Genomic DNA, 25567 nt, shown 5'->3' with positions numbered 1-25567 from the left:
TCAGCGGATGCATCTCCGCCGACACCCCGTGAAATCGTCGACACCCCGAGCTATGGACGTCCACAGCCCGGGGTGTCGACGAGAAGACGGGGTGTCGGCGCTCAGTGCTTGGTGCCCTTGGCGGCCTTCTCGATCGCCTTGAGCTGCTTCTTCGCCCGCTTGGTCTGCTTCGGAGCCAACGGCGAGTCGTAGGCGACCGAGAGCCCGCGCTCGTCGCGGCGCATGTCGACGGCGGCGCCGATCGCGAGGGCGAGCGTGATGCCCCAGCTGATCCAGGCGAGCACGGCGCGCCACGTGATCGGCGCCTCGCGGGTGCCGCGCAGCAGTGACATTCCGGCCGTGATGGCGCCGATGAGTCCAGTGCTGAAGAGATACCGCATGGCATCACGTTAGCCGACGAGCATCGCTCCTCGGCTAGGCTTGACAGCAGTTACAGCTGTGTATCTACCGGCCGCCGGCTCCCCGGCGGACAGCGGCGGCACCCGACCCGGCGTCGCGATGCGGCGCCCGAGAGCCATGACACAGATCGATTCCTCGCCGAGCCTGCTGCGCCTCGCCGGCCTTCCGTACTTCCTCATCGCGTTCATCGCGCGACTGCCGTTCGCCATGATGGTCGTCGGCGTGCTGACCATCGTGGTCAGCGCCCGCGACTCCCTGTCCCTGGGCGGCCTCACCTCCGCCGCCGTCGGGATCGGCACGGCGCTGATCGGCCCGTTCCTGGGCGCTGCCGCCGACCGCTACGGTCAGCGCCCGGTGCTGGTCGCCGCGGCGGTGCTCAACGCGGCCATGCTCGCGGCCTTCGCCGCCGTCGTGTACAGCCCGCTCGACCAGGGCTTCGTGCTGCTCGCCGCCTTCGCGATCGGCGCCACTGCGCCGCAGGTCTCGCCCATGTCGCGATCGCGGCTGGTCACCATCATCGACGAGCGGATGCCGCAGCCGAGGCGCGCCCGCACCACCTCGGCGACCATGTCCTACGAGTCCGCGGCCGACGAGACCGTGTTCGTGTTCGGTCCGTTCCTGGTCGGCGCGCTCGCCTCGCTGATCGCCCCCTGGGCGCCGATGGTGATGGCATCCGCGCTGACCCTGTTGTTCGTCGGCGCGTTCGCCCTGCACCCCACCGCGCGGCACGTCTCCGCGTCCCGCGCGGCGGACGGCACCGCGCCGTCCGCCGTGTCCGAGCTCTTCCGCCCCACGCTGCTCGTGGTGGTGCTCGGGATCCTCGGCGTGGGCCTGTTCTTCGGGGCGATGCTCACCGCGCTCACGTCGTTCATGGCCGATCGCGGCGTCGCCGAGCAGGCCGGACTGCTGTACGGCGTGATGGGGATCGGCTCGGCGATCCTCGCGCTCGGCGTGGCATGGCTGCCGCCGCGGTTCACGCTGCACATGCGCTGGCTGGTGTTCGGCGGCATCCTGCTGGCGGGATCGGTACTGGTGATCACGGCATCCGATGTCACGACCATGGCCGTCGCCCTCGCGATCCTCGGCATCGGCGTCGGACCGACGCTCGTCACGCTCTACAGCCTGGGGGCCGCACGCAGCCCGCTGGGACGCTCGGCCACCGTGATGACCATGCTGGGCGCAGGGGTCGTCGTCGGCCAGGCGGCCGCAGCGGCGATCACCGGAGAACTGGCCGAGGGCTCGGGCACCGGAGCGGCGCTCATCATGCCCCTGATCGCCGCGGCCATCGTCGTCGCGACCGGTATCGCAAATCGGCTCATGACGCCAGCCCGGCGCTGAGCCGCGCCGCGATCGGTAGCCTGGAGGAACCGAGCAGAGGAGTCCCCATGGCAGCCGCAGAGTTCGTCGTCGTCGCCAACCGACTGCCGGTCGACCGGATCGAGACAGCCGATGGCGAGGAGATCTGGCGCACGTCGCCCGGCGGGCTCGTGGCAGCACTCGAGCCCATGATGCGCAGCGTGGACGGCGCCTGGGTGGGCTGGGCGGGGATGCCGGACGTCGAGCTCGCTCCGTTCGACGCCGACGGCATCCGCCTGATCCCCGTCGCGCTCAGCGAGGCCGACATCCAGGAGTACTACGAGGGCTTCAGCAACGACACGATCTGGCCGCTGTACCACGACGTGATAGCCCCGCCGCAGTACCACCGGGAGTGGTGGGAAGCCTACGTCTCGGTGAATCTGCGCTTCGCCGAGGCCGCGTCCGCAGCGGTCGCGAAGGGCGGCACGGTCTGGGTGCACGACTACCAGCTGCAGCTGGTGCCCGAGATGGTGCGCAACCTGCGTCCGGACGTGACCATCGGCTACTTCCACCACATCCCGTTCCCCGCCCACGGGCTCTATGCGCAGCTGCCGTGGCGGGACCAGGTGCTGCGCGGCCTGCTCGGCGCCGACGTGATCGGATTCCAGCGTTCACAGGACGCCGCGAACTTCCTCGCCGCGGTCAAGCGACGCCTGGGGTTCGAGACGAAGGCCAGCGCCATCACCCTGCCCGACGGCCGCCGCAGCCACGCGAGGGCGTACCCGATCTCCATCGACACGACGCCGTACCGCGAGCTCGCGCAGCGCCCCGACATCCGTGCCCGCGCAGTGGAGATCCGTGAGGGGCTCGGCAATCCGAAGCACATCCTGCTGGGCGTGGACCGGCTGGACTACACGAAGGGCATCCGGCACCGCATCAAGGCCTACGGGGAACTGCTCGACCAGGGCAGGATCTCCGTGGAGGACGTCACCTTCATCCAGGTGGCGAGCCCCAGCCGCGAGCGGGTCGACGCCTACGTGCACCTGCGCGACGAGGTGGAGCTCGCCATCGGCCGCATCAACGGCGACCACGACACGCTCGGGCACACCGCGATCCGGTATCTGCACCAGGGATTCCCACGGGAGGAGATGGTCGCGATGTACCTGGCCGCCGACGTGATGCTCGTGACGGCGCTGCGCGACGGCATGAACCTCGTCGCGAAGGAGTACGTCGCCACCCGCGCCGACAATCGCGGCGTGCTCGTGCTCAGCGAGTTCACCGGTGCGGCCGACGAGCTGCGGCAGGCGGTGCGGGTGAACCCGCACGACATCGAGGGTGTGAAGGATGCCATCGTCTCGGCCATCGAGATGCCGCGCACCGAGCAGAGCCGCCGGATGCGATCGCTGCGCAAGCGTGTGCTCGAGCACGACGTCACGGCCTGGTCCCAGGCGTTCCTGAAGGCGCTCGAGCACGCCTCCCACCACCGTCACCACCCGGAGGACCCCGCATGACCCGCACCTGGACACCGGGCAGTCACGATGAGGCCGTCACCGCGATCGCCCGCACCCCCGTGCTGCTGGTCGCGCTCGACTTCGACGGCACGGCGTCCCCCCTGGTCGCCGACCCGATGAGCGCGCGCGCCCTGCCCGAGATCGCGGACGCCGTGGCGCGACTGGCGGTGCTGCCCGACACCGAGGTGGCCTACGTCTCCGGGCGGAGCCTCGTGCACCTGCGCGAGATCGCCGAGCACTCCGACGACTCACCGGTGATCCTCGCGGGCTCCCACGGCGCGCAGTACTGGTTCCCGGGCGAGGGTGAGGCGGATGCCGCCGAGAGCGCGCAGGAGCGCGACCTGCGCGAGTCGCTGTTCGACGAGCTCGAGCCGCTGCTCACGGAGTACCCGGGCGTGGAGCTGGAGCGGAAGACCTTCGGCGTCGGCATCCACGGCCGTCCCGCGGATCCGGCCGTGGAGCGCGCCGCGTTCGCCGCGGTGGACGAGGTGATGGCGCGCCGGGCGGCCCGCTGGCGCCGGCGCACGGGCGATCGCATCCTCGAGTTCTCCTCCCGGCACGAGGGCAAGGACGCGGCGATCACCGCGCTGCGCGCCCGCACCGGGGCCACCGGCATCCTGTTCGCCGGCGATGACGTCACCGACGAGGATGCGCTGCGGGTGCTCACCGAACACGATCTCGGCGTGCGGGTCGGTCCGGGAGAGACCGCGGCGACCCTGCGTGTGGGATCCCCACAGCAGATCGGCGAACTCCTCGGCGTCATCGCGACAGAGCGCGCCGCCGGTCGGGAATAGACTTCCGTCATGTCCTCCCATGAAGCCCCCTCCGGCGCGCCCGGCGCGCCCGCTGAAATCGACATCAAGCCGCGCAGCCGGGTCGTCACCGACGGCATCGAGGCGACCACGTCCCGAGGCATGCTCCGTGCCGTGGGCATGGGCGACGCGGACTGGGACAAGCCCCAGATCGGCATCGCGTCCAGCTGGAACGAGATCACCCCGTGCAACCTGAGCCTCGACCGGCTGGCGCAGGGCGCCAAGGAGGGCGTGCACTCCGGCGGGGGATACCCGCTGCAGTTCGGCACCATCTCCGTCTCCGACGGCATCTCGATGGGCCACGAGGGCATGCACTTCTCGCTGGTGAGCCGCGAGGTCATCGCCGACTCCGTCGAGACGGTCATCATGGCCGAGCGCCTGGACGGCACCGTGCTGCTGGCCGGCTGCGACAAGTCCATCCCCGGCATGCTGATGGCGAGTGCCCGTCTGGGCCTGTCGAGCGTGTTCCTGTACGCCGGTTCCATCGCACCGGGCTGGGTGAAGCTCTCGGACGGCACCGAGAAGGACATCACGATCATCGACTCGTTCGAGGGCGTGGGCGCGTGTCGCGCCGGCCGGATGACCGAGGAGGACCTCAAGCGCATCGAGTGCGCGTTCGCTCCCGGTGAGGGCGCGTGCGGCGGCATGTACACCGCCAACACCATGGCGTCCGTCGCCGAGGCTCTCGGCCTGAGCCTTCCCGGCTCGGCCGCGCCGCCCTCCGCCGACCGCCGCCGCGACTACTTCGCGCATCGCTCCGGCGAGGCCGTCGTCAACCTGCTGCGCCAGGGAATCACGACAAAGGACATCCTGACGAAGGAGTCCTTCGAGAACGCCGTCGCGCTCGCCATGGCCCTCGGCGGTTCGACGAACGTGGTGCTGCACCTGCTGGCCATCGCCAACGAGGCCGGCGTCGAGCTGAGCCTGCACGACTTCAACCGCATCGGCGACCGGACCCCGCACGTCGGCGACCTCAAGCCGTTCGGGAAGTACGTCATGAACGACGTCGACCGTCACGGCGGCATCCCCGTGATCATGAAGGCCATGCTCGACGAGGGCCTGCTGCACGGCGATGCCCTCACCGTCACCGGCAAGACCGTCGCGGAGAACCTGCGCGAGCTGAACCCGGACCCGATCGACGGCGAGGTCATCCGCACCTTCGACAACCCGATCCACACCTCCGGCGGCATCACGATCCTGCACGGCTCGATGGCACCCGAGGGCGCCGTCGTGAAGTCGGCCGGCTTCGACGCCGACGTCTTCGAGGGCCCGGCCCGCGTGTTCGAGCGCGAGCGCGCCGCGATGGACGCCCTCGCCGCGGGCGAGATCAATGCCGGCGACGTGGTGGTCATCCGCTACGAGGGCCCGAAGGGCGGACCCGGCATGCGCGAGATGCTCGCGATCACCGGAGCCATCAAGGGCGCGGGGCTCGGAAAAGATGTACTACTCTTGACGGACGGACGATTCTCAGGCGGCACAACCGGCCTGTGCATCGGCCACATAGCACCCGAAGCGGTGGACGCAGGTCCTATCGCCTTCGTGCGCGATGGTGATCTGATACGGGTCGATATCGCGGCTCGCTCCCTCGAGCTACTCGTCGAGGAGGCTGAGCTGAGCTCCCGCCGTGAGGGCTGGGAGCCCCTACCCCCGCGCTATACCCGTGGCGTCCTCGCCAAGTACTCCCGTCTCGTGCGCTCCGCCGCACAGGGAGCGGTGACCGGCTGAGCCTGAGACAGGCACGCCCTCCGCTCCCGTCCGGGTACCTGCTCATCACGATCATCAGAGGAATGAAATGACACCTCCCGATTCCGCACCGGCCGTGCCGCGGCCACCGGCGCGCACCGCATCCGCTCCCGAGATCTCGGGTGCCGAGGCGGTCGTCCGCTCACTCGAGAAGCTGGGCGTCACCGACGTCTTCGGCATCCCGGGCGGTGCGATCCTCCCGGTGTACGACCCGCTGATGGACGCATCCGAGCTCCGGCATATCCTGGTCCGCCACGAGCAGGGTGCCGGGCACGCGGCGGAGGGGTACGCCTCGGCGTCTGGCCGCGTCGGCGTCTGCATCGCCACCTCCGGCCCCGGCGCGACCAACCTGGTCACCGCCATCGCCGACGCGTACATGGACTCCGTGCCGCTGGTCGCGATCACCGGCCAGGTGTTCTCCACGCTGATGGGCACGGACGCGTTCCAGGAGGCGGACATCGTGGGCATCACGATGCCGGTGACCAAGCACTCCTTCCTGGTGAAGGACGCGGCTGACATCCCGGGCGCGATCGCAGCGGCGTTCGAGATCGCCTCGACAGGTCGTCCCGGCCCCGTGCTCGTGGACATCACAAAGGACGCGCAGCAGGACGTCGTGCCGTTCATCTGGCCGCCCAAGGTGGAGCTTCCCGGCTACCGTCCGGTGACCAAGGCGCACGGCAAGCAGATCCAGGCCGCGGCGACCCTGCTCGCCGAGGCCAAGAAGCCCGTGCTGTACGTCGGCGGCGGCGTGATCCGCGGTCGCGCGTCCGACGAGCTCCGCATCCTCGCCGAATCGACCGGCGCGCCGGTCGTGACGACGCTGATGGCCCGCGGCGCCTTCCCCGACTCGCACCCGCAGCACCTCGGCATGCCGGGCATGCACGGCACGGTCCCGGCCGTGCTCGCACTGCAGGAGGCCGACCTGATCGTCTCGCTCGGCGCGCGCTTCGACGACCGCGTGACCGGCAAGGTCGCGCTGTTCGCCCCGAACGCGAAGATCGTGCACGTCGACATCGACCCCGCCGAGATCTCCAAGATCCGCACGGCGGACGTGCCGATCGTGGGCGACGTGCGCGACGTGCTCGTCGACCTCGACACCGCCTTCCGCAGCACGGTGAGCAGCGACGGACCGGACACCGACGAGTGGTGGTCGTACCTCGACGGCCTGAAGTCGGAGTTCCCGCTCGGCTTCGCGCCCACCAGCGACGGACTGCTCTCGCCGCAGCACGTGATCCAGCGCATCGGCGAGCTGACCGGGCCGGAGGCCGTGTACGCGGCGGGCGTGGGACAGCACCAGATGTGGGCGGCGCAGTTCATCAAGTACGAGCGTCCCAACTCCTGGCTGAACTCCGGTGGCGCCGGAACGATGGGCTACTCGGTCCCGGCCGCGATGGGCGCGAAGGTCGCCGAGCCCGACCGTGTCGTGTGGTCGATCGACGGCGACGGATGCTTCCAGATGACCAACCAGGAGCTCGCGACCTGCGTCATCAACAACATCCCGATCAAGGTCGCCATCATCAACAACTCGTCGCTCGGGATGGTGCGGCAGTGGCAGACGCTTTTCTACGACGGCCGCCACTCGAACACCGACCTGAACACGGGGGCCGGAACGGTCCGCATCCCCGACTTCGTCAAGCTCGGCGAGGCGTACGGCTGCCTCGCGATCCGGGTCGAGAAGGAGGACGAGGTGGACGCCGCGATCCAGCTGGCGCTGGAGACCAACGACCGGCCTGTGCTGATCGACTTCGTCGTGAGCGCGGATGCCATGGTGTGGCCGATGGTCCCCCAGGGCGTCAGCAACAGCTACGTCCAGTACGCGCGCGACCACGCGCCGGCCTTCGAGCAGGAGGACTGACCATGGCATCTCACGTGCTGAGCCTGCTGGTGGAGGACACCCCCGGCATCCTGACCCGCGTCGCCGGGCTCTTCGCCCGCCGCGGCTTCAACATCGAATCCCTCGCCGTGGGCGTGACCGAGGTGACCGGGATCTCCCGGATCACGGTCGTCGTCGACGTCGAGGACCTGCCGCTCGAACAGGTCACGAAGCAGCTGAACAAGCTGATCAACGTGATCAAGATCGTCGAGCTCGAGCAGTCGTCGTCCGTGCAGCGCGAGCACATGCTCATCAAGGTGCGCACCGACAACAACACCCGCTCGAACGTGCTCGAGGTCGTGAACCTGTTCCGTGCCTCCGTCGTGGACTACGCGCCCGACGCGCTGGTGGTCGAGGTCACCGGCGATCAGGGCAAGGTGCAGGCGCTGCTGAGGGCTCTCGAGCCCTTCGGCATCAAGGAGCTCGCCCAGTCGGGCCTGCTCGCCATCGGCCGCGGCGGCAAGAGCATCACCGAGCGCGTTCTGCGCGGCTGACCCCCACAACTTCACGAACCACAACCAAGGAGAAACAACACCGTGAGCACCGAGATCTTCTACGACGACGACGCTGACCTCTCGATCATCCAGGGCAAGAAGGTCGCCATCGTCGGCTACGGCTCGCAGGGCCACGCCCACGCGATGAACCTGCGCGACTCGGGTGTCGAGGTCGCCATCGCTCTCAAGGAGGGCTCCAAGTCGATCGCCAAGGCCGAGGAGGCGGGCTTCCCCGTCAAGACGGTCGCCGACGCCACCGCCTGGGCCGACGTCATCATGATCCTCGCGCCGGACCAGCACCAGCGCGGCATCTACACCGAGTCGATCAAGGACAACCTGACCGCGGGCAAGGCCCTCGCCTTCGCGCACGGCTTCAACATCCGCTTCGGCTACATCGACGCGCCCGAGGGCGTGGACGTCATCCTCATCGCTCCGAAGGCGCCGGGCCACACCGTGCGTCGCGAGTTCGTCGCGGGTCGCGGCATCCCGGACATCATCGGCGTCGAGCGCGACGCGACCGGCGGTGCCTGGGCGCTCGCCCTGTCGTACGCGAAGGCCATCGGCGGCACCCGTGCCGGCGTCATCAAGACGACCTTCACCGAGGAGACCGAGACCGACCTGTTCGGCGAGCAGGCCGTGCTCTGCGGTGGCGTCAGCCACCTCGTGCAGGCGGGCTTCGAGACCCTCACCGAGGCGGGCTACCAGCCGCAGATCGCCTACTTCGAGGTGCTCCACGAGCTCAAGCTGATCGTCGACCTGATGTGGGAGGGCGGCATCGCCAAGCAGCGCTGGTCGATCTCCGACACCGCCGAGTTCGGCGACTACGTCTCCGGCCCGCGCATCATCGACGCCGGCGTGAAGGAGCGCATGAAGGAGGTCCTGGGCGACATCCAGTCCGGTGCCTTCGCCAAGCGCTTCATCGACGACCAGGACAACGGCGCTGCCGAGTTCCTCGCGCTTCGCGAGAAGGAGCAGGGTCACCCGATCGAGACCACGGGCAAGGAGCTGCGCGCTCTGTTCGCCTGGAAGCAGTCCGACGAGGACTATGTCGAGGGCAGCGCTGCGCGCTGACCCACCGTCCGAGTGAGAAAGGGCATCCCTTCGGGGATGCCCTTTCTTTGTTCAGATCACTGCAGGACGACGCCCTCGCCGACCACGCGCAGCGCGATGCGCCGCCCTGGCTTCGCGAGCGCGGCGTTCCAGTGCCGGATGGTGATGGTCGGCGGCTCCGCGGACAGGCGCGGGTCGGCGTCCGCCCGCGACTCCAGCCGGATGCGCACGGAGCTCTCCGCGCCGAAGTACACGCCTTCCTCGACGGTGCCCCGCACGGGCGCGTCGGCGACGATCTGCACCTGCTCGGGGCGCAGCATGAGCTTCACATGCCCCTGCACCGGCGGGTTCCGCACCGGGATGTACCCGAGTGCGCAGGACGCGAGAGAACCGTCCAGCCACGCGTCCAGCACGATCGCCTCGCCGAGGAACTCGGCGACGCCGCGGTCGACCGGGCGGGTGTAGACCACGAACGGATGCCCGGTCTGCACCAGATCGCCGTCGCGCATGACCGCGACCTGGTCCGCGAAGCTCAGGGCCTCGGACTGGTCGTGCGTCACCAGGATCGCGGTCGTCCCCGCCTCGGCCAGGATGGCGGAGACCGCCTGCCTGGTGGCGGACCGCAGGCCCGTGTCGAGCGCGGAGAACGGCTCATCCAGGAGCATCAGTTGCGGCTCGCGGGCCAGGGCGCGGGCGATCGCGACGCGCTGCTGCTGCCCTCCGGAGAGCTGATCGGGGCGGCGGTCGGCGAACTCGCGCGGCAGCGCCACGAGATCGAGCAGCGCCGCGACGCGGTCGCGCCGCTCGCCGCGCGGCAGGTGCTCGAGGCCGAAAGCGATGTTGCGGGCCACGGTCAGGTGCGGGAACAGGCCGCCGTCCTGCGTGACGTAGCCGATGCCGCGACGGTGCGCGGGGACCCAGGTGCCGGGACCGGCGACCTGGACGTCGCCCAGGCTGATCTCCCCGCCGTCGGGACGGGCGAAGCCGGCGATCACGCGCAGCAGCGTCGTCTTGCCCGAGCCGGACGCCCCGACGATGGCGGTGATCCCGCCGCGACGCACCGCGAGGTCGATGCCGTGCAGGACCTCGTGCCCGCTGTATGAGGCGGTCACACCGGACAGCAGCAGGTGCGCGTCCGGTACGGGGCCGGTGCCGATGGTGGTGACGGCGCCCGTGGAGCCGAGATTGGATGCGGTCATTCGGTCGCCGCCTTCGTGGTCGTGCGCCTGGTGCTCCGAGCGGTGGTCGACTGCCGGAACAGCAGATAGGACATGGGGGCGGACAGCAGGATCAGCAGCAGCGCGTAGGGGGCCGCGCCCGCGAAGTCGATCTCGCTGGAGAGGCTCCAGAAGCGGGTGGCGAGGGTCTGCACGCCGATCGGGGAGAGCAGCAGGGTCGCCGTCAGCTCGCCGGCGATCGCGAGGAACACCAGAGCCATCCCGGCGGCCGTCGCCGGCGCGACCAGACGAAGCGTCACGCCCAGGAACGCGCGCAGCGGCGGGCGCCCCAGCGCCTGGGCCGCCTCCTCGAGCAGCGGCGGAGCCTGCGCGATGCCGGCCTGCAGCGGCACCAGCGCCCGGGGCAGGAACAGCAGGGCGTAGGCGATGAGCAGCAGCAGGGTGGTCTGGTAGACGGCAGGCACGAACGTCAGCGACACGGAGACGAGGGCCAGGGCCAGCACGATCCCCGGCATCGAGCTCGTGAAGTAGTTGGTGCGCTCCAGCAGCCGGCTGAGCCGGCCCGGATGCCGGACCGCCAGCCACGACAGCGGGAAGGCGGCGACGACGGTGAGCACGCCGCCGCCGAGTGCGAGCCCCAGCGTCTGCAGGAGTGACGGGACCAGCTCGGGGGCCTGCCACACGCCGGCGCCGCCGAACACCAGCCAGCCGCCGATGACGGCCGCCGGGACGCCGAGGGCCAGGGCAGCGAGTGCGCCGAGTCCGAGCTGGGCCGGCAACTGCCAGCCGCGCAGACGCACGCGGCTCGGCGGTGCGGCGGTTCCGGAACCGATCCGCGCATACCGCGCGCGACCGCGCGCACGACTCTCCAGCACCAGCATCAGCAGGCACAGCAGCGTGAGGACTCCGGCGAGCATGCTTCCGGCGGAGCCGTTGAACGTGGACCGGTACTGGTCCATGATCGCCGTGGTGAACGTGTCGAAGCGGATCAGCGCGAACGCGCCGTACTCGCTGAGCAGGTGCAGGGCCACGAGCAGCGATCCGCCGAGCAGAGCCAGCCGCAACTGGGGGAGCACCGTGCCGAAGAACACCCGCACCGGCCCACGGCCCAGGCTCGCGGCGCTCTGCTCGAGCGCGGGGTCCAGGCCCGCCAGCGCGGCGCGCACCGGCAGGTACACCAGGGGGAAGTACGACAGCGTGGACAGCAGGACCCCTGAACCGAGACCGGCGAGCGAGGGGATCGCCGACACCCATGCGTAGGAGTTGACGAAGGCCGGGATCGCGAGCGGCATCGCGAGGACCGCGCCCCAGAAGCCGGCGCCGGCGAGTGAGGTGCGCTCCACCAGCCAGGCTCCGCCCACGCCCAGCACGGCGGACAGCGGAACGGCCAGGGCGACCAGCAGCACGGTGTTGCCGAGAAGCTCGCCGACCCGGGGTCGGAGGATCAGGGCGATCGACTGATCCCAGCCGATCTGCACCGCCGTGGTGATCACGAAGATCAGGGGAAGCAGCGACAGTGCGGCGACGACGACGCCGGCGAGGACGACGCCGAAGGGCGGGCGGAACACTCGGGCCCCGCCCGCCCTGACAGGAGCGGTGGTTGTCGTGATGTTCCCGACTTTAGAGCAGGCCGGCCTGCGTCATCAGGTCGGTGACCTTCTTGGAGTTCAGGGTCGCGGGATCGATCTTCGGGGCGTCCAGGTCGGCCAGCGGAACGAGCTCGGAGTTCGCGGGCACGTCGGAGCCGACCGGGTACTCGAAGGAGGTTCCGTTCTGCAGCACCTCCTGGCCCTTCTTGCCGGTGATGAAGGCCAGGAACTTCTGCGCCGCGGCCTTGTGCTTGGTGGACTTGAGCACGCCACCGCCGGAGATCGAGACGAACGCGCCCGGGTCCTGGTTCTTGAAGTAGTGCAGGGCGACGTTCTTGGAGTTCTCGCCGGTCTGCGCCTGGTCGCCGAACCAGTAGTAGTGGTAGATGATCGCGCCGTCGATCTCGCCGGCGTTGACCGCCTTCATCGCGGTGGAATTGCCCTTGTAGGCGACCGAGTTGGTCTTCATCGCCTGCAGCCAGCTCTCGGCTGCCTTCTCGCCCTTGAGCTGGACGAGGGCGGAGACGATGGCCTGGAAGTCGGCGCCGGAGGGCGATGCCGCCCAGCGGCCCTTCCACGCCGGGTCGGCGAGGTCCATCATGGACTTCGGCAGCTGCGCCTCGGTGAGCTTGGTGGTGTTGTAGGCGAACACGGTGGAGCGGGCGGCGATGCCGACCCACTTCTCGGACGACGGGCGGTACTGCTCGGGGACGTTCTTCAGCGCCTCGTCACCGGGGGAGGTGAACAGGCCCGCCTTCTCGACCGCGGTCATCGACGGGGAGTTCTCGGTCAGGAAGACGTCCGCGGGGGAGCGGTCGCCTTCCTGGATGATCTGGTTCGACATCTCGGTGTCGTCGCCGTTGCGGACCTGCACCTCGATGCCGGTCTCCTTCGTGAACGCGTCGATCCACTCCTTGGTGAGTGACTCGTGCTGCGCGTTGTAGACGGTGATCGTCTCGTCCGACGGCTTGGTGGTGGACGACCCGCCGTCGGTGGCGGCAGGTCCGCTGCACGCGGCGAGAGTCAGGGCGGCGACGGCGGCGGCCGCGGTGGCCGAGAGCAGGCGAAGACGACGGTTCACAGTGGTCCTTCGATGAGGGGAGCGGCGCGAATGCGCACCTACAAATATAGGTAAGGCAACCCTAATGCTGCAACGCGCGGAGGTTCTTCCGGCCTGAGCGCCGAAAGACATCCGATGTCTGTGCCAGGATGGACCCATGCGACAGGAATGGTTCGACGAGGCCCGGTTCGGGATGTTCGTGCACTTCGGCATCTACAGCGTTGCCGCGAGGCACGAGTGGGTGCAGAGCTACGAGCGAATCACGGATGACGACTACCGCCAGTACTTCGAGCACTTCGATCCCGATCGCTTCGATGCGCGCGCCATCGCCCGCCAGGCCAGGGAGGCGGGTATGGGGTACGTCGTGCTCACGACCAAGCATCACGACGGCTTCTGCCTGTTCGACTCGGCTCTGACCGACTTCAGCTCGCAGCAGACGTCGGGTCGCGACCTCGTACGCGAGTTCGTCGACGCCGTGCGGGCGGAGGGGCTGAAGGTGGGCCTGTACCACTCGCTCATCGACTGGCACCACCCGGACTTCACCGTGGACTGGAACCACCCGCGCCGCGACGACGAGAACGCGGCCGCCCTCAACGAGGGCCGGGACATGGGTCGGTACCGCGAGTACCTGCATGGACAGGTGCAGGAGCTGCTGACGCAGTACGGCCGGATCGACTATCTGTTCTTCGACTTCACCTATCCCGAGAGCCGTGACGGCTGGGCGGGCAAGGGTCCGGATGCGTGGGATGCCGAGGCGCTGCTGGGCATGTGCCGCGAGCTGCAGCCCGACATACTCGTGAACGACCGACTCGGCATCCCCGCCGACTTCGTCACCCCGGAGCAGTACCAGCCCACCGCACCGCTCGTCGACGAGCACGGGGCGCCGCGGGTGTGGGAGGCCTGCCAGACGCTGAACGGGTCGTGGGGCTATCACCGCGACAACACGGATCAGAAGTCGCCGACGCTGCTGGTGCAGATGCTCGCCGACTCGGTGTCGATGGACGGCAACATGCTGCTGAACATCGGCCCGGACGGGCGCGGTGCGATCGCCCCGCGCGACGCGCGCACGCTGGAGGAGATCGGACGGTGGATGCTGCTGCACCGTGCCGCGATCGTCGGCGCCGGGCACGCGGAGTTCACGCCGCCTCGGGAAGGCGTCTACACCCGCCGTGGCGACCGGCTGTACCTGCACCTGTTCAGCTGGCCTCTCGGCTTCGTGCACCTGCCGGATCTGGCCGGTCGGGTGTCCTTCGCCCGCCTGCTGAACGACGGCTCCTGGCTGAAGACCTCCGTGCCGGACCCCGATCAGCACGACACCCATATGACGCCGACCCTGCAGGACGAGGGGACGCTGACCGTGCACCTCCCGGTGCAGCGGCCGGACGTGCTGATGCCGGTGATCGAGCTGACGCTCGCGGACTGAGAAGGGCCCTGTGGCCGTCAGGCCACGGGCATCTCCAGGCGATCCATCGCCAGCCTCGCCGCGCCCAGCAGGATCGCGTCTGCGCCCGTGCGGGCGGCCTCGATGCGGAGCGTCTGCGTGACGAGCGGGTGGCACGCCTCGTAGACGCGGCTGCGCACCGCGGCGAGGAACGGCTCCGAACCGCTCATGCTGCCGGTGAGGAAGACGGCGTGCGGGTTGAAGAAGTTGACCACGCCCGACAGTGCCTGCCCGAGGTGCGTGCCCGCAGTGCGCACCAGGGTCGTGGCCTCCGGATCCGCGTCCCGAGCGAGGGCGAGGACGTCCTCCGTGGTGTGCACGGCCTGGTGTCCTCGTTCGCGCATCTGACGCACCAGGCTGGCACCGCTCGCGACGGTCTCCAGACATCCCGTGTTCCCGCAGGAGCACGGGATGTCTCCGCTGCCGTCGATGCGCGTGTGCGTGATGTCGCCTGCTGCCCCGGTCGCGCCGCGGTGCACTCGGCCGTCCACGATGATCCCGCTGCCGATCGCGGTGCCGGCCTTGACCGTGATGCTGTGGCCGTCGCCGCCGAGCTGGGAGGTGTGCTCGCCGAGTGCCGCCAGATTCGCGTCGTTGTCGACGATCACGGGCACATCGTGGCGGGCGGTCAGGTGCTCGCCCACGCGGAATCCGGGCCATCCCGGCATCCGTGACGGCTGCTCGACGGAACCGGTCTCCACGACGACGGGACCGGGCAGGCCCACGCCGATCGCCCGCACGGACGCGTTCTCCGCGAATCGGTCGAAGACCTCGCTGACGCGCTCGAGTGTGCGTTCCGGTCCCTCGGAGAGATCGATCGCGATGGTCTCGATGCGGTCCAGCGCGCCGCCGAGAGTGTGCCTGCCGATCCGTGCGTGACCGCCGCCGAGGTCGGCGGTCAGGATGGTCCCGGCCTCGGCGAGCTGGAGGACGCGGGGCCTGCGGCCTCCGCGCGACGTCCCTTCGCCCGCCTCCCGCAGGATGCCGGCGTCGAGCAGGGACTGGACGCGGATCCCCACCGTGGACGGCGCCACGCCGAGCGCGGTGGCGATCTCGGTGCGGGAACGCGCGGCTCCGGTCGCGATCAGTTCGACGATACGGCGAGTGGGTGCGTCGTCTGCGCTCGGCATGCCTGTCTCCCGGGGGCTCTCCGCTGCGTGATGCGCGGACTAAACATCGGATGTTCGTGTTGCGTGTGTGCTCGAAGTATGAAAGCGTAACTTCGTTCAAGACGTTACCAGGTTATTTCGACGGTCGAAACAACCTTTGATGAGGAGGCAATCAATGAAGATCAAGCGCGTGGGTGCGGTGATCGTGGTCGCGGGCGTCGCCGTCGCCATGGCGGGCTGCTCCAATGGCCCGAGCACGGGCGGCTCCGGCGACGGGGACGCGATCGTCGTCGACATGTGGGCGGGAAGCGCGGATGACACCGCTGCCCTCAAGGCGCAGATCGACGTCGTCAAGAAGCAGAACCCCGACCTGAAGGTGGAGCTGCGCACGGCTCCCTGGGGCGACTTCTTCACGAAGCTGACCACGAACATGGCGTCGGGCAACATGGCGTGCGTCACCGGCATGAACTCCGGCATGCTCGCCAGCTACACCGACGGCTTCGTCAAGCTGACGGATGCCGATCTGAAGGCCGCCGGACTCGCCGAGAGTGACTTCGCCGCGGGTGCGACCGACATCCTCAAGAACAAGGGCGACCTCTACGGCCTGCCGTTCGACGTGTCCACGATGGTCACGTACTACAACGAGGATCAGCTGAACGCAGCCGGAGCCGAGCTGCCGAAGGTCGGCTGGACCTTCGACGACTTCGAGGCGACGGCCAAGAAGGCGACCACCGGCGGCAAGTTCGGTTTCGGCATCGGCATGGGCGACTTCCAGTGGCAGGCGCTGCCCATCGCCAAGTCGGGCACGCAGCCGGTCAGCGCCGACGGCAAGCTCCAGCTCACCGACCCCGGATTCGCCGCCGCTGCCGGCTGGTACGCGGATCTGGTCACGAAGCAGAAGGTGGCCGCTCCCGTCGCATCCGCCTCTGACGGCGGATGGGGCGAGAACCAGTTCACCGGCGAGAACGCCGCGATGGCGGTCGACGGCACGTGGAACGCGGTCGGCTACCTGAAGAACGACGCGGGCTTCAAGGCAGGGCTCGCTCCTCTGCCGACCGGCGACAAGGGAGACCTGAGCCTGGTGCTCGGCTCCGGCTTCGGCATCGCGAAGACCTGCAAGAACAAGGACGCCGCGCTGAAGGTGCTCGGTTCGCTGCTGAGCAAGGACTCGCAGGACTACATCGCGTCCTCGGGTCGCAGCTACCCGGCTCGCGCGGAGAGCCAGCCGCTCTACTTCGAGTCGCTCGACCCGGCGTACCGCGACCAGGTCAAGGCCGTCTTCGAAGCGGCGTTCAAGAACGTCGAGGGTCAGCACGTCTCCGACAACTGGGCCAAGGTCGGCACCTTCGTGCAGCCCGAGCTGGTGAGCGTCTACAACGGGCAGGAGTCGATGAAGTCGGTTCTGGAGTCCGCGCAGCAGCAGTTCGGCAAGTGACCCGGAACTGACGGAAAGGGATACCAGGAGATGACCATCACGACCGCTGCCAAGCGTCGTCGCGGGTCGCTCGCCAAGGTCGAGGCGCGCCAGGCGCTGGGCTTCGCAAGCCCGGCCCTGGTGGGCCTCGCCCTGTTCACGATCGTTCCGGTCGGCTTGTCCATCGTGATGAGCTTCTTCGACTGGCCGACCTTCGGCGAGCGCACCTTCAACGGGGGAGCGAACTACCTCCGGCTGTTCGAGGACCCGAACTTCCTCCCCGCGCTGCGGAACTCGATGGTGTTCACCGTCCTGTACGTGCCGCTGAGCGTGATCTTCTCGCTTCTGCTGGCGGTCGGTCTGGGCCCCCGCATCCGCGGGCGCGGTGCGCTGCGGGTGCTCTTCTTCATCCCGGTGGTGACGCCCATGGTCGCCAACGTCCTCGTCTGGAAGATGCTGCTGCAGCCGCAGGGTCTGTTCAACGGCCTCGCGCAGACCTGGTTCGGCGTGGAGCTGCCCAACTTCCTCGCCGACCGGAACTGGGCGATGATCATGGTCGTCGTCATGAGCGTCTGGCAGGGCATCGGCTACAACATGCTGATCTTCTCCGCGGCTCTCGAGCAGCTGCCGGAGAGCGTGCTGGAGGCGGCCAGCATCGACGGCGCCACCGGCTTCAGGATGACCTGGAGCATCATGATCCCGATGATCTCCCCGGCGATCTTCTTCGCCACCATCATGACGATGATCACGTCGTTGCAGGTGTTCGTGCAGCCGCAGATGCTGACAGGCGGAGGCCCGGGCAACAGCACGCTGCCCCTCGTGATGTGGATCTACAACCAGGGCTTCAAGTTCCAGGACCTCGGCCTCGCCGCCGCAGGCGCCTGGATCCTGTTCGCCCTCATCATCACGATCACCGCCATCCAGTTCACGGCGCAGAAGAGGTGGGTGCACTATGAGCACTGACATCGCAGTCCCCAGCACGAAGGCGATGGTCGCGGTGGACGGCGACGATCACGTCGACACCGAGCGCCGCTCCGGCGGCGCGCCGATGACGCCGGCCGCGCGCGTGCGCCTCATCCTCGCGCATGTCGCGGTCTACATCGCTGCCGCCCTGTTCATGCTGCCGCTGGTCTACGCGTTCTTCTCGGCCCTCAAGCCGAACGGCGAGATGTTCGCGATGCCGCCGAGCCTGTTCGGATCCGAGGTCAGGTGGTCGAACTTCGCCGAGGTGTTCCAGTTCGGGCCGTTCTGGACGTACATCGGCAACTCGCTGTTCACGTCGATCGCGGGAACCCTGGTGGTGCTGTTCGTCTCCACCACCGCCGGCTACGCGTTCGGCAGACTGCGGTGGAAGGGACGCGACGCCGTCTTCGTGCTCTTCCTCGCCACTCTCATGGTCCCCGCCGAGGTGCTGGTCATCCCGATGTTCCAGGTGATGCAGTGGTTCGGGTGGGTGGACACGTACCAGGCGCTGATCTTCCCGTTCGCGTTCGGCGCGTTCGGCACGTTCCTCATGCGGCAGTTCTTCCGCGGCATCCCGTACGAGCTGGAGGAGGCGGCTCGTGTCGACGGCGCGGGCCCGGTGCGCACCTTCGCGCAGATCATCCTGCCGCTGTCCAAGTCGTCGATCGCCGTCCTGTCGGTGTTCACGTTCCTGTCGTTCTGGAACAGCTACCTGTGGCCCCTGATCGTCACGGTGGACTACGGCTCCCTCGGAACCCTGCCCGTCGGACTCGCGAGCTTCTCCGGGCTGACCGGCACACGCTGGGACCTGCAGATGGCCGCTTCGATCATCTCGATGATCCCGACCACGATCCTGGTCATCGCGCTGCAGAAGCACCTGGTCAAGGGCATCGCCATGGCCGGCCTCGGGGGGCGTTGAACGGATCGATGGCCAGGTCACTCGGCACAGCCATGCCCTTCCGCGGGGCGAACGCGCCTGACGGCGTGATCGCCGGCATCGACATCGGCGGGACCAAGATCGCAGCGCTGCTCGTGGCTGCGGACGGGGAGATCCTCGGCCGCGGACAGGTGGCCGCTCCCGCGCTGGACGGGGGAGCGGCCATGGCGGACGCGGCCGCGGAGCTCACCCGCCGCCTGCTCCAGGCGAGCGGGCGGCCCCTGCTCGCCGCAGGGGTCGGCGCTGCAGGCGTGATCGACCACGCCACGGGAACCGTGCGCGCCGCCTCGGCCACCTTCGGCGGCTGGGCGGGCTTCGCGCTCGCGGATGAGCTGCGCGCGCGTCTCGGCGTGCCCATCGCGGTGGAGAACGACGTGAACGCGTTCCTGCTCGGCGAGGTCAGCCACGGCGAGACCACGGGAGACGACGTGCTCGGCGTGATGCTGGGCACGGGCGTGGGCGGCGCGGTCATGCTGGACGGACGCCTGCGCCACGGACCGCACGGAGCGGCGGGCGAGATCGGGCACACGCCCGGGTACAGCACGCTGGTATGCACCTGCGGGCAGACGGGCCACCTGGAGACGCTCGCCTCGGGCACCTCGATCGGGCTGCGGTACGGCGAGATGACCGGAGTCGCCGGTCTCAGTTCCGCGCAGGTCGCGGACAGGGCGCGCGCCGGTGACGCGAGTGCGATCGCGGTGTTCGAGGCGGCGGGGCGAGCGGTCGCGCTCGCCTGCGCCAGCGCAGCCGGACTGCTCGACCTGTCCACGGCCGTCGTCGGGGGAGGCGTGGCCCGCGCGTGGGATCTCCTCGCGCCCGCCATCGAGCGCACGCTCGCGACGGATTCGCCGATCTCCGGCGTCGCCCTGCGCATCGTCCCCGCGACCCTGCACACGGACGCGGTGGCGCTCGGAGCCGCCGCCGCGGCGAAGGCCATCCTGCTCTCGGGCGCCGCACCGATCCCCCGAGATCCACAGAACCCCCACCACTCATCGAGCCCCCACCACGAGGAAGGAGCCGTCGCATGACGGACCGTCTGGAAGCCCACGAGATCTGGATGCCCGCGCTGGCGCCCGTGTCGCCCGGCGGGCTGGAGCGACCGCGCATCGGCATCGGCGGAATCTCCATCGAGTCGAGCACGTTCTCGCCGCATGTCTCAGGAGACGAGGCGTTCACGATCCGGACCGGTGCGGAGCTCATCGGGTACTACCCGTTCCTCGAAGCAGGACGCGACCTGGCCGAGGCCGCCGAGTGGGTCCCCATCCACCACGGCCGTTCGCTTCCCGGCGGGGCTGTCGCGCCGGAGACCTATCAGCGGATGAAGAGCGCCATCGTCGACGGCATCCGCGAGAGCATCCGCGAGTCCGGACCCTTCGACGGCTTCTTCTTCGACATCCACGGCGCGATGAGCGTGATCGGCATGACCGACGCCGAGGGCGACCTCGCGATCGCCGTGCGCGAGGCGCTGGGGCCGGACACGCTCGTCTCCACGTCGATGGACCTGCACGGCAACGTCTCCGAGACTCTGCGCGACGCCGTCGATCTGCTCACCTGCTATCGCATGGCGCCGCACGAGGACTGGATGAACACCAAGGAGCGGGCGGTGTGGAATCTGCTTGCGCGGCTCCGCAGCGCGGAGGGCGCCGATCCGTTGCGACGTCGTCCCTTCAAGGCCTGGGTTCCCGTCCCCGTGCTCCTCCCGGGCGAGAAGACGAGCACCCGCCTGGAGCCCGCAGCCGGCCTCTACGCGATGCTGCCGGGCATCGAGGGCATGGAGGGTGTCGTCGACGCCTCCATCTGGATCGGATACGCCTGGGCGGACGAACCGCGCTGCCAGGCTTACGTCGTCGTACTCGGCGATGACGAGCAGCTCATCGCGCGCGAAGCCGAGCGCGTGGCGCGGGACTTCTGGGACGCGCGCGAGGACTTCGTGTTCGTCGCGCCCACCGCGACCCTCGACGGAGCGCTCGAGCGCGCGACGGCGCCGGGGGCGCAGCATCCGTATCTGATCTCCGACTCCGGGGACAACCCGACCGCCGGCGGTGCGGGCGACGTCACCTGGACGCTGACCGAGCTGCTCGCACGTCCGGAGCTCACGGACGGCAGCCGCACGACCCTGGTCGCGTCGATCTTCGACGCGGAGGCGGTCGCGACCGCACGCGCGGCGGGCGTCGGCGCGACGGTCTCGCTGCGCGCGGGAGCCGGCGTCGATCACGGTCCCAGCGGTCCGGTGGCGATCACCGGAGAGGTCTTCTCGATCACGGACGGCGATCCGGCCGCGGGCACGCAGGTGGTCATCGCGGTCGGTGGCCTCCACGCGATCATCACCGAGCGGCGGAAGCCGTTCCACCACCTGGACGACTTCCGCATGCTCGGGCTCGACCCCGAGAGCGCGGACATCGTCGTGGTCAAGATCGGCTACCTCGAGCCGGAGCTGTACGAGCTCGCGGCCGACTGGACGCTCGCACTCACCCCCGGCGGCGTCGACCAGAACTTGCTGCGACTGGGGCATCGTCACCTCGCTCCGGGCGTGTTCCCGTTCGACACCACCGGAAATCCGCCTCTCACCGCGCACGTGAGCCGACGTCAGGAGACCTCCGCATGATGAACTTCGAGACGCGCACCGGACCCGATTTCGGTGCCGACGCACCGAGCTACCCCGGCAACGGCGTGCCCGAGTGGTATCGCGACGCCAAGCTGGGCTTCTTCGTGCACTGGGGGCTCTACTCGGTGCCGGCCTGGGCCGTGCAGCACGGCGCCGGCGTGAACATCCCCACCGAGGACGCGTACGCGTGGCACCAGTACGCGGAGTGGTACGGGAACACGGTCCGCATCGCGGGCAGCCCGACGTGGAGACGGCATCAGGAGCTGTACGGACCCGGCACCTCCTACGAGGATCTCGCCGACCGGTGGGACGCGGCGGCGTTCGATGCGGACGCCTTCGTCGGAGAGCTCGTCGATGCCGGGGCGAGGTACATCGTGCCCACCACCAAGCACCATGAGGGCTTCTGCCTGTGGGACACGGCGACGACCGGCTTCAACGCCGCGGCGCGCGGACCGCGCCGAGACCTCATCGCCGAGTTCCACGACGCCGCCCGCCGCGCCGGTGCCCGGTTCGGCGTGTACTTCTCGGGCGCGCTCGACTGGCACGTGAGCGACTTCCCGCCCATCGAGTCCGACACCGACCTGTTCCGGTTCCGCCGGCACGACGAGGCGTTCTCGCGGTACGCGGCGGCCCAGCTGGACGAGCTGATCGAGCGGTTCTCGCCCGATGTGCTCTGGAACGACATCGAGTGGCCCGACGGCGGCAAGGGGCGCGACGAGTACGCCGTCGCCGCGCTGCTGGAGCGCTACTTCGGCGCCGTGCCGGATGGCGTCGTCAACGACCGGTGGGGCGTCCCGTACCACGGGTTCCTCACGCGCGAGTACACGCACATCCCCGACATCCTCGAGCAGCCCTGGGAGTCCACGCGCGGCCTGGGATACTCGTTCGGCTTCAACCAGGCGGAGGACGAGCGCCAATCGCTCTCCGGCGTCGAGCTGATCCGGATGCTGGTCGACATCGTCTCCAAGAACGGGAACCTGCTGATCAACGTCGGCCCCGCCGCCGACGGCTCCATCCCCGAGCTGCAGCGGGCGGCGATGCGAGAGCTGGGCAGCTGGCTGCGCGAGAACGGCGACGCCGTGTACGGCACGCGGCCGTGGATCCGCTTCGGCGAGGAGACGGGAGCTCCCGTGCGCTACACGCGCTCGGCCGCCGGCGTGCACGTCCACGCCCTCGACCCCGCGGCCGGCGAGATCGCGCTGCCTCCGGAGCTGTCCGGCGGCACCGCGCGCTGGGCCGATAGTTCGGTCGCCGACACAGCGACCGAACCGGGCGGAGCCGTCGTCGTGCGCATCCCCGACGCCCTGCGCGCTGCACCCGTCGCGGTTGTGACGGTCTCATGAGCGGGGCCGCGCAGCTGGAGATCGCGGTGCAGGACGCCGCCGGAGCGCGCGTCGCGTTCGCCGCCGGCGCCGACCGTGTCGAACTCTGCCAGGCGCTCTCGGCGACCGGCGGGCTGACGCCGTCGGCCGGAACCGTCGATGCCGTCCTCGCCGTCGCCGGCGCGGGCATCAGGGTGGCACCCCTGGTGCGCCCGCGGCCGGGAGGATTCGTCTACGACGCGGACGAGGTCGCCCTGGTCGCGGCCGACGTCCGTGAGATCGTCCGACGCGGCGCGGGTGGCGTGGTCGTCGGGGCGATGACACGGGAGGGCCGGGTGGACCGCGACGCCATGCGTCGCTGGATCGACGCCGCGGAGGGCGCTGAGGTGTCGTTCCACCGTGCGATCGATGTCGCCCCCGACCCCCTGGCGATCATGGACGAGCTCATCGAGCTCGGCGTGCATCGCGTGCTCACCAGCGGCGGTGCCACGCGCAGCGTGCACGGCATCGGCGTGATCGGCGACCTGGTCGCACGCTCGGCCGGCCGTGTGCAGGTCATGCCCGGCGGCGGCGTGCACGTCGAGGACATCGCGCGACTGATCGCGGTCGGCGTCGATGCCGTGCATCTGTCCGCCCGGGTGGACTCGGGGGACACCGCGCCGAGCGGACCCGGCGGCGGGATCATCGGTTTCGATGCGACGGACTCCTCGATCGTGGCCGCGGCCCGTGCTGCGCTCGACCGGGCCGTGCGCTCCGCCGCCTAGCAGGAGACGAAGAAGAGGCCGTGCCCGGAGCTCCGGGCACGGCCTCTTCTTCGTGCGATCGGGTCAGTTCGCCGCGGGTGCGGCCTCCTTCACCTCGACAGGGGGCTCGACGCCCTCGCCCCACACGGGCGCGGGAAGCGTGACGGTCGTGCCGCCCTGGATCTGACGCAGCGCATCAGCGATCTCGGAGGCGTTCTCGGGGACCGGCAGGCCGCACTTCTCCAGCTCTGAGGCGAACTTCAGCGTGAGGCGCTCCTTGTGGGCGGCGACGGCCTCGGCGGTGGTGCCGGTCTGGATCTCGCTGCCGGTCTGGATGTCGGAGACCTGGTCGCACACGTGGTACACCGAGCCGCCGGCGACCCAGGTGACCTGGTCCTTGCCCAGCAGTTGGATGACGGTGGACTGGTCGGCGGTGTACTGCTCGACCGAAGCGGGCTTGAAGTCCACGCCGATGTAGGTGGCGAGCAGGGCGAGCACGATGCCGACGATGCCGGCCGTGGTCTTCTGTCCCTTGCTCATGTCCTTGTTCAGGAAGACCATGATGATCAGCGGGACGAAGGCGATGATCGCGATGATCGCGCCCAGCTGGTTCTGCACGAAGAAACGCACGGCGTCGGACTTCTTCGCGGGGTCGAGGTGATTGGCCTTCTTCCACAGGATCGAGCCGGTGATCGAGAGGGTCGCGATGACGACCAGCAGCACGAGCAGGGTGATGAACGCCCACTGCGGGAAGGTCGTGGTGACGCCCTCCTCGCGCAGCAGCCCGGTGTCGTCGTCGCGCACCAGGGTGCCGTCGGCGCCCGTGACCACGCGCTGCTTCAGCAGCCAGAAGATGCTGACCGCCTCGCCGACGATGGCGACCAGCCACAGCGCCGCCGCGATCCACCGGAACGTGGTCGCCTTCTTCTTCGCCTCGGCCGTGGGCACCCAGGTGCGCTCGGCGGGCGCCTCGGCATCGGGCCGGACGTCCTTGTTCTTGCTCTCTGCCACGGTTTCCTCCCCGGAAGTGGTGTCGCCCTGAGCATAGTGGGGAGCGGGGCCCGCGCGTCGGTACGCTGGAACGATGAGATCCGACGGCGACGACGACGCCCTCAGCTGGGACGGGGACGATGCGCTGGAAGCGCGCCGCCCGGAGATGCGACCCCGCAGGTCGCGGCCGCAGGAGTCGCCGCGGCCCGCGTCCGAGTCGAAGCACGACGGCGCGCCGTCGACGGCATCCGATCCGTCCACGATGCAGGCGACGGATGCCGGAGCCGATGACGAACCGCAGGGCCTCAGCACCGTGACCCTGGTCACGCTCGGCATCCTCGGCGGCGTCTACCTCCTGTACACCGTCGGGTGGGTCATCGGGGGAGTGGGGATGCAGGCGCCGGTGATGTTCACGCTCCCCGCGTTCCTGTACCAGGCCGCGCTGTGGCTCGCTGTGCTGGCGCCGGCACTGTGGTTCATCGCCGTCCTCGTCGTCACGCGCGGCGCGAAGGACTGGGTGCGGATCGTCTGGCTGATCGCCGGCGCGGCCTTGCTCGTGCCCTGGCCGTTCGTCGTCTCCGGGGGAGGTGCTGCGCTGTGAGCGGGAACGCATCGGTCGACACCACGCGGCACGGCGGCCGCGTCCGCAGCGCCCTGCGCGGGTTCCTCATCGGACTCGGCGGCCTCGCCTACGCCTTCGTCATCTGGACGGCGGTCTTCTATGCGGTCCAGCTCTCCGTCGGAGGGATGTCGGGCTACGGGTGGGTGGTCCTGCTGCTGCCCTCAGTGGTCACGGCGGCCGTCTTCGCCGTCGTCCTCGTCCTCACACGGCGGCGTTCGACCGGGGCGCTCGTCCTGGTGCTGCTCGCGGGCCTGGGGCTCAGCGCGGTCTTCCTGCTGAACACCTTCAGCTACGTGATCCGCAACCTGGCGGCGCTCACCGGCTCCTGACCGCGGGGACGCCCGGCGTCACACGGTCGGGAGCGGGGATGCCGCTCGGGTAAAGTGTGTCCCGATCGCGCCCCCGCCGGCGTGCGG

23 protein-coding genes are annotated in these 25567 nt (G+C 69.5%); 17 read left to right on the top strand and 6 right to left on the bottom strand.

The features are described from left to right. Nucleotides 1-101 precede the first annotated feature (101 nt). Entirely contained in the window at nucleotides 102-380 is a 279-nt protein-coding gene (locus MIAR_RS06260) for a hypothetical protein (protein WP_285632922.1), read from the bottom strand. 136 nt (nucleotides 381-516) lie between these two features. On the opposite strand from MIAR_RS06260, the gene MIAR_RS06255 reads away from it, so the two are divergent. The 7 genes from MIAR_RS06255 (at nucleotide 517) to ilvC (ending at nucleotide 9199) form a co-directional block, all read left to right on the top strand. Continuing rightward, nucleotides 517-1737, top strand: a complete 1221-nt coding sequence (locus tag MIAR_RS06255) for an MFS transporter (RefSeq protein WP_285632919.1) — start codon at nucleotides 517-519, stop codon at nucleotides 1735-1737. Between the two features lie 47 nt (nucleotides 1738-1784). Beyond that, on the top strand, nucleotides 1785-3206 hold the full coding sequence (locus tag MIAR_RS06250) for an alpha,alpha-trehalose-phosphate synthase (UDP-forming) (protein WP_285632916.1): 1422 nt from the start codon (nucleotides 1785-1787) through the stop codon (nucleotides 3204-3206). Then, a complete protein-coding gene (gene otsB, locus MIAR_RS06245; RefSeq protein WP_285632913.1) occupies nucleotides 3203-4000 on the top strand; it encodes a trehalose-phosphatase in 798 nt (265 codons plus the stop codon). The genes MIAR_RS06250 and otsB overlap by 4 nt, the downstream gene beginning before the upstream one ends. A 9-nt stretch (nucleotides 4001-4009) precedes the next feature. Further along, nucleotides 4010-5743 carry a dihydroxy-acid dehydratase gene (gene ilvD, locus MIAR_RS06240; protein WP_285632911.1) on the top strand — a complete coding sequence of 578 codons (1734 nt, stop codon included), beginning with the start codon at nucleotides 4010-4012 and terminating at the stop codon, nucleotides 5741-5743. A gap of 67 nt (nucleotides 5744-5810) precedes the next feature. Beyond that, entirely contained in the window at nucleotides 5811-7616 is a 1806-nt protein-coding gene (locus tag MIAR_RS06235; protein ID WP_285632908.1) for an acetolactate synthase large subunit, read from the top strand. Between the two features lie 2 nt (nucleotides 7617-7618). After that, nucleotides 7619-8128, top strand: a complete 510-nt coding sequence (gene ilvN, locus MIAR_RS06230) for an acetolactate synthase small subunit (protein WP_285632905.1) — start codon at nucleotides 7619-7621, stop codon at nucleotides 8126-8128. A gap of 42 nt (nucleotides 8129-8170) precedes the next feature. Then, on the top strand, nucleotides 8171-9199 hold the full coding sequence (ilvC, locus tag MIAR_RS06225; protein ID WP_285632903.1) for a ketol-acid reductoisomerase: 1029 nt from the start codon (nucleotides 8171-8173) through the stop codon (nucleotides 9197-9199). 56 nt (nucleotides 9200-9255) lie between these two features. Here the strand turns inward: ilvC and MIAR_RS06220 are convergent, their stop codons facing one another. Genes MIAR_RS06220 through MIAR_RS06210 form a run of 3 tightly spaced genes read right to left on the bottom strand, consistent with a single transcriptional unit; the run spans nucleotide 9256 to nucleotide 13026 of the window. Beyond that, a complete protein-coding gene (locus MIAR_RS06220; RefSeq protein WP_285632900.1) occupies nucleotides 9256-10377 on the bottom strand; it encodes an ABC transporter ATP-binding protein in 1122 nt (373 codons plus the stop codon). After that, nucleotides 10374-11924 carry an ABC transporter permease gene (locus MIAR_RS06215; protein ID WP_285632896.1) on the bottom strand — a complete coding sequence of 517 codons (1551 nt, stop codon included), beginning with the start codon at nucleotides 11922-11924 and terminating at the stop codon, nucleotides 10374-10376. The genes MIAR_RS06220 and MIAR_RS06215 overlap by 4 nt, the downstream gene beginning before the upstream one ends. A 52-nt stretch (nucleotides 11925-11976) precedes the next feature. After that, nucleotides 11977-13026 carry an iron ABC transporter substrate-binding protein gene (locus tag MIAR_RS06210; protein ID WP_285632894.1) on the bottom strand — a complete coding sequence of 350 codons (1050 nt, stop codon included), beginning with the start codon at nucleotides 13024-13026 and terminating at the stop codon, nucleotides 11977-11979. A 136-nt stretch (nucleotides 13027-13162) separates the two neighbouring features. On the opposite strand from MIAR_RS06210, the gene MIAR_RS06205 reads away from it, so the two are divergent. Beyond that, nucleotides 13163-14428, top strand: a complete 1266-nt coding sequence (locus tag MIAR_RS06205) for an alpha-L-fucosidase (protein ID WP_285632891.1) — start codon at nucleotides 13163-13165, stop codon at nucleotides 14426-14428. Nucleotides 14429-14445: 17 nt separating this feature from the next. Here the strand turns inward: MIAR_RS06205 and MIAR_RS06200 are convergent, their stop codons facing one another. Continuing rightward, on the bottom strand, nucleotides 14446-15576 hold the full coding sequence (locus MIAR_RS06200; protein ID WP_285632888.1) for an ROK family transcriptional regulator: 1131 nt from the start codon (nucleotides 15574-15576) through the stop codon (nucleotides 14446-14448). 154 nt (nucleotides 15577-15730) lie between these two features. On the opposite strand from MIAR_RS06200, the gene MIAR_RS06195 reads away from it, so the two are divergent. From MIAR_RS06195 to MIAR_RS06165, 7 genes are read left to right on the top strand one after another with little or no spacing between them, the layout of a single operon-like run. Continuing rightward, complete coding sequence (locus MIAR_RS06195; RefSeq protein WP_285632886.1) at nucleotides 15731-16990, top strand: ABC transporter substrate-binding protein; 1260 nt, start codon at nucleotides 15731-15733, stop codon at nucleotides 16988-16990. Between the two features lie 30 nt (nucleotides 16991-17020). Then, nucleotides 17021-17932: a carbohydrate ABC transporter permease gene (locus MIAR_RS06190; protein WP_285632884.1), complete on the top strand. Its 912-nt coding sequence runs from the start codon at nucleotides 17021-17023 to the stop codon at nucleotides 17930-17932. Further along, a complete protein-coding gene (locus MIAR_RS06185) occupies nucleotides 17922-18851 on the top strand; it encodes a carbohydrate ABC transporter permease (RefSeq protein WP_285632883.1) in 930 nt (309 codons plus the stop codon). Before MIAR_RS06190 ends, MIAR_RS06185 begins: the two co-directional genes overlap by 11 nt. Nucleotides 18852-18859: 8 nt before the next feature. Next, entirely contained in the window at nucleotides 18860-19897 is a 1038-nt protein-coding gene (locus tag MIAR_RS06180) for an ROK family protein (RefSeq protein WP_285632881.1), read from the top strand. Continuing rightward, a complete protein-coding gene (locus tag MIAR_RS06175; protein ID WP_285632878.1) occupies nucleotides 19894-21474 on the top strand; it encodes a M81 family metallopeptidase in 1581 nt (526 codons plus the stop codon). Before MIAR_RS06180 ends, MIAR_RS06175 begins: the two co-directional genes overlap by 4 nt. After that, a complete protein-coding gene (locus tag MIAR_RS06170) occupies nucleotides 21471-22817 on the top strand; it encodes an alpha-L-fucosidase (protein ID WP_285632877.1) in 1347 nt (448 codons plus the stop codon). The genes MIAR_RS06175 and MIAR_RS06170 overlap by 4 nt, the downstream gene beginning before the upstream one ends. After that, nucleotides 22814-23560 (top strand): copper homeostasis protein CutC, encoded by a 747-nt coding sequence (locus tag MIAR_RS06165; RefSeq protein WP_285632875.1) that lies wholly within the window; start codon nucleotides 22814-22816, stop codon nucleotides 23558-23560. The genes MIAR_RS06170 and MIAR_RS06165 overlap by 4 nt, the downstream gene beginning before the upstream one ends. A gap of 63 nt (nucleotides 23561-23623) precedes the next feature. Here the strand turns inward: MIAR_RS06165 and MIAR_RS06160 are convergent, their stop codons facing one another. Further along, nucleotides 23624-24550 carry a hypothetical protein gene (locus MIAR_RS06160; RefSeq protein WP_285632873.1) on the bottom strand — a complete coding sequence of 309 codons (927 nt, stop codon included), beginning with the start codon at nucleotides 24548-24550 and terminating at the stop codon, nucleotides 23624-23626. A 73-nt stretch (nucleotides 24551-24623) separates the two neighbouring features. Here MIAR_RS06160 and MIAR_RS06155 point away from each other — a divergent pair, with 73 nt between their 5' ends. Both MIAR_RS06155 and MIAR_RS06150 read left to right on the top strand, forming a co-directional pair. Beyond that, nucleotides 24624-25130: a DNA polymerase III subunit gamma/tau gene (locus tag MIAR_RS06155; RefSeq protein WP_285632871.1), complete on the top strand. Its 507-nt coding sequence runs from the start codon at nucleotides 24624-24626 to the stop codon at nucleotides 25128-25130. Beyond that, nucleotides 25127-25480: a hypothetical protein gene (locus MIAR_RS06150; protein WP_285632869.1), complete on the top strand. Its 354-nt coding sequence runs from the start codon at nucleotides 25127-25129 to the stop codon at nucleotides 25478-25480. Before MIAR_RS06155 ends, MIAR_RS06150 begins: the two co-directional genes overlap by 4 nt. Nucleotides 25481-25567: the final 87 nt, after the last annotated feature.

Source organism: Microbacterium arabinogalactanolyticum, from assembly GCF_030268005.1.
Classification (GTDB): domain Bacteria; phylum Actinomycetota; class Actinomycetes; order Actinomycetales; family Microbacteriaceae; genus Microbacterium; species Microbacterium arabinogalactanolyticum.
The sequence above is the reverse complement of the archived record's forward strand: the minus strand, read 5'-3'. Positions and strand labels throughout refer to the sequence as shown.

What these genes read in the sequence shown, in the direction of transcription:
- MIAR_RS06185 (WP_285632883.1), top strand. Translation starts at nt 17,922, where the DNA reads ATGAGCACTGACATCGCAGTCCCCAGCACGAAGGCGATGGTCGCGGTG.
- ilvD (WP_285632911.1), top strand. Translation starts at nt 4,010, where the DNA reads ATGTCCTCCCATGAAGCCCCCTCCGGCGCGCCCGGCGCGCCCGCTGAA.
- MIAR_RS06175 (WP_285632878.1), top strand. Translation starts at nt 19,894, where the DNA reads ATGACGGACCGTCTGGAAGCCCACGAGATCTGGATGCCCGCGCTGGCG.
- MIAR_RS06190 (WP_285632884.1), top strand. Translation starts at nt 17,021, where the DNA reads ATGACCATCACGACCGCTGCCAAGCGTCGTCGCGGGTCGCTCGCCAAG.
- otsB (WP_285632913.1), top strand. Translation starts at nt 3,203, where the DNA reads ATGACCCGCACCTGGACACCGGGCAGTCACGATGAGGCCGTCACCGCG.
- MIAR_RS06155 (WP_285632871.1), top strand. Translation starts at nt 24,624, where the DNA reads ATGAGATCCGACGGCGACGACGACGCCCTCAGCTGGGACGGGGACGAT.
- MIAR_RS06255 (WP_285632919.1), top strand. Translation starts at nt 517, where the DNA reads ATGACACAGATCGATTCCTCGCCGAGCCTGCTGCGCCTCGCCGGCCTT.
- MIAR_RS06260 (WP_285632922.1), bottom strand. Translation starts at nt 380, where the DNA reads ATGCGGTATCTCTTCAGCACTGGACTCATCGGCGCCATCACGGCCGGA.
- MIAR_RS06200 (WP_285632888.1), bottom strand. Translation starts at nt 15,576, where the DNA reads ATGCCGAGCGCAGACGACGCACCCACTCGCCGTATCGTCGAACTGATC.
- MIAR_RS06205 (WP_285632891.1), top strand. Translation starts at nt 13,163, where the DNA reads ATGCGACAGGAATGGTTCGACGAGGCCCGGTTCGGGATGTTCGTGCAC.
- MIAR_RS06235 (WP_285632908.1), top strand. Translation starts at nt 5,811, where the DNA reads ATGACACCTCCCGATTCCGCACCGGCCGTGCCGCGGCCACCGGCGCGC.
- MIAR_RS06220 (WP_285632900.1), bottom strand. Translation starts at nt 10,377, where the DNA reads ATGACCGCATCCAATCTCGGCTCCACGGGCGCCGTCACCACCATCGGC.
- MIAR_RS06195 (WP_285632886.1), top strand. Translation starts at nt 15,731, where the DNA reads ATGAAGATCAAGCGCGTGGGTGCGGTGATCGTGGTCGCGGGCGTCGCC.
- MIAR_RS06170 (WP_285632877.1), top strand. Translation starts at nt 21,471, where the DNA reads ATGATGAACTTCGAGACGCGCACCGGACCCGATTTCGGTGCCGACGCA.
- ilvN (WP_285632905.1), top strand. Translation starts at nt 7,619, where the DNA reads ATGGCATCTCACGTGCTGAGCCTGCTGGTGGAGGACACCCCCGGCATC.
- MIAR_RS06250 (WP_285632916.1), top strand. Translation starts at nt 1,785, where the DNA reads ATGGCAGCCGCAGAGTTCGTCGTCGTCGCCAACCGACTGCCGGTCGAC.
- MIAR_RS06180 (WP_285632881.1), top strand. Translation starts at nt 18,860, where the DNA reads ATGGCCAGGTCACTCGGCACAGCCATGCCCTTCCGCGGGGCGAACGCG.
- MIAR_RS06165 (WP_285632875.1), top strand. Translation starts at nt 22,814, where the DNA reads ATGAGCGGGGCCGCGCAGCTGGAGATCGCGGTGCAGGACGCCGCCGGA.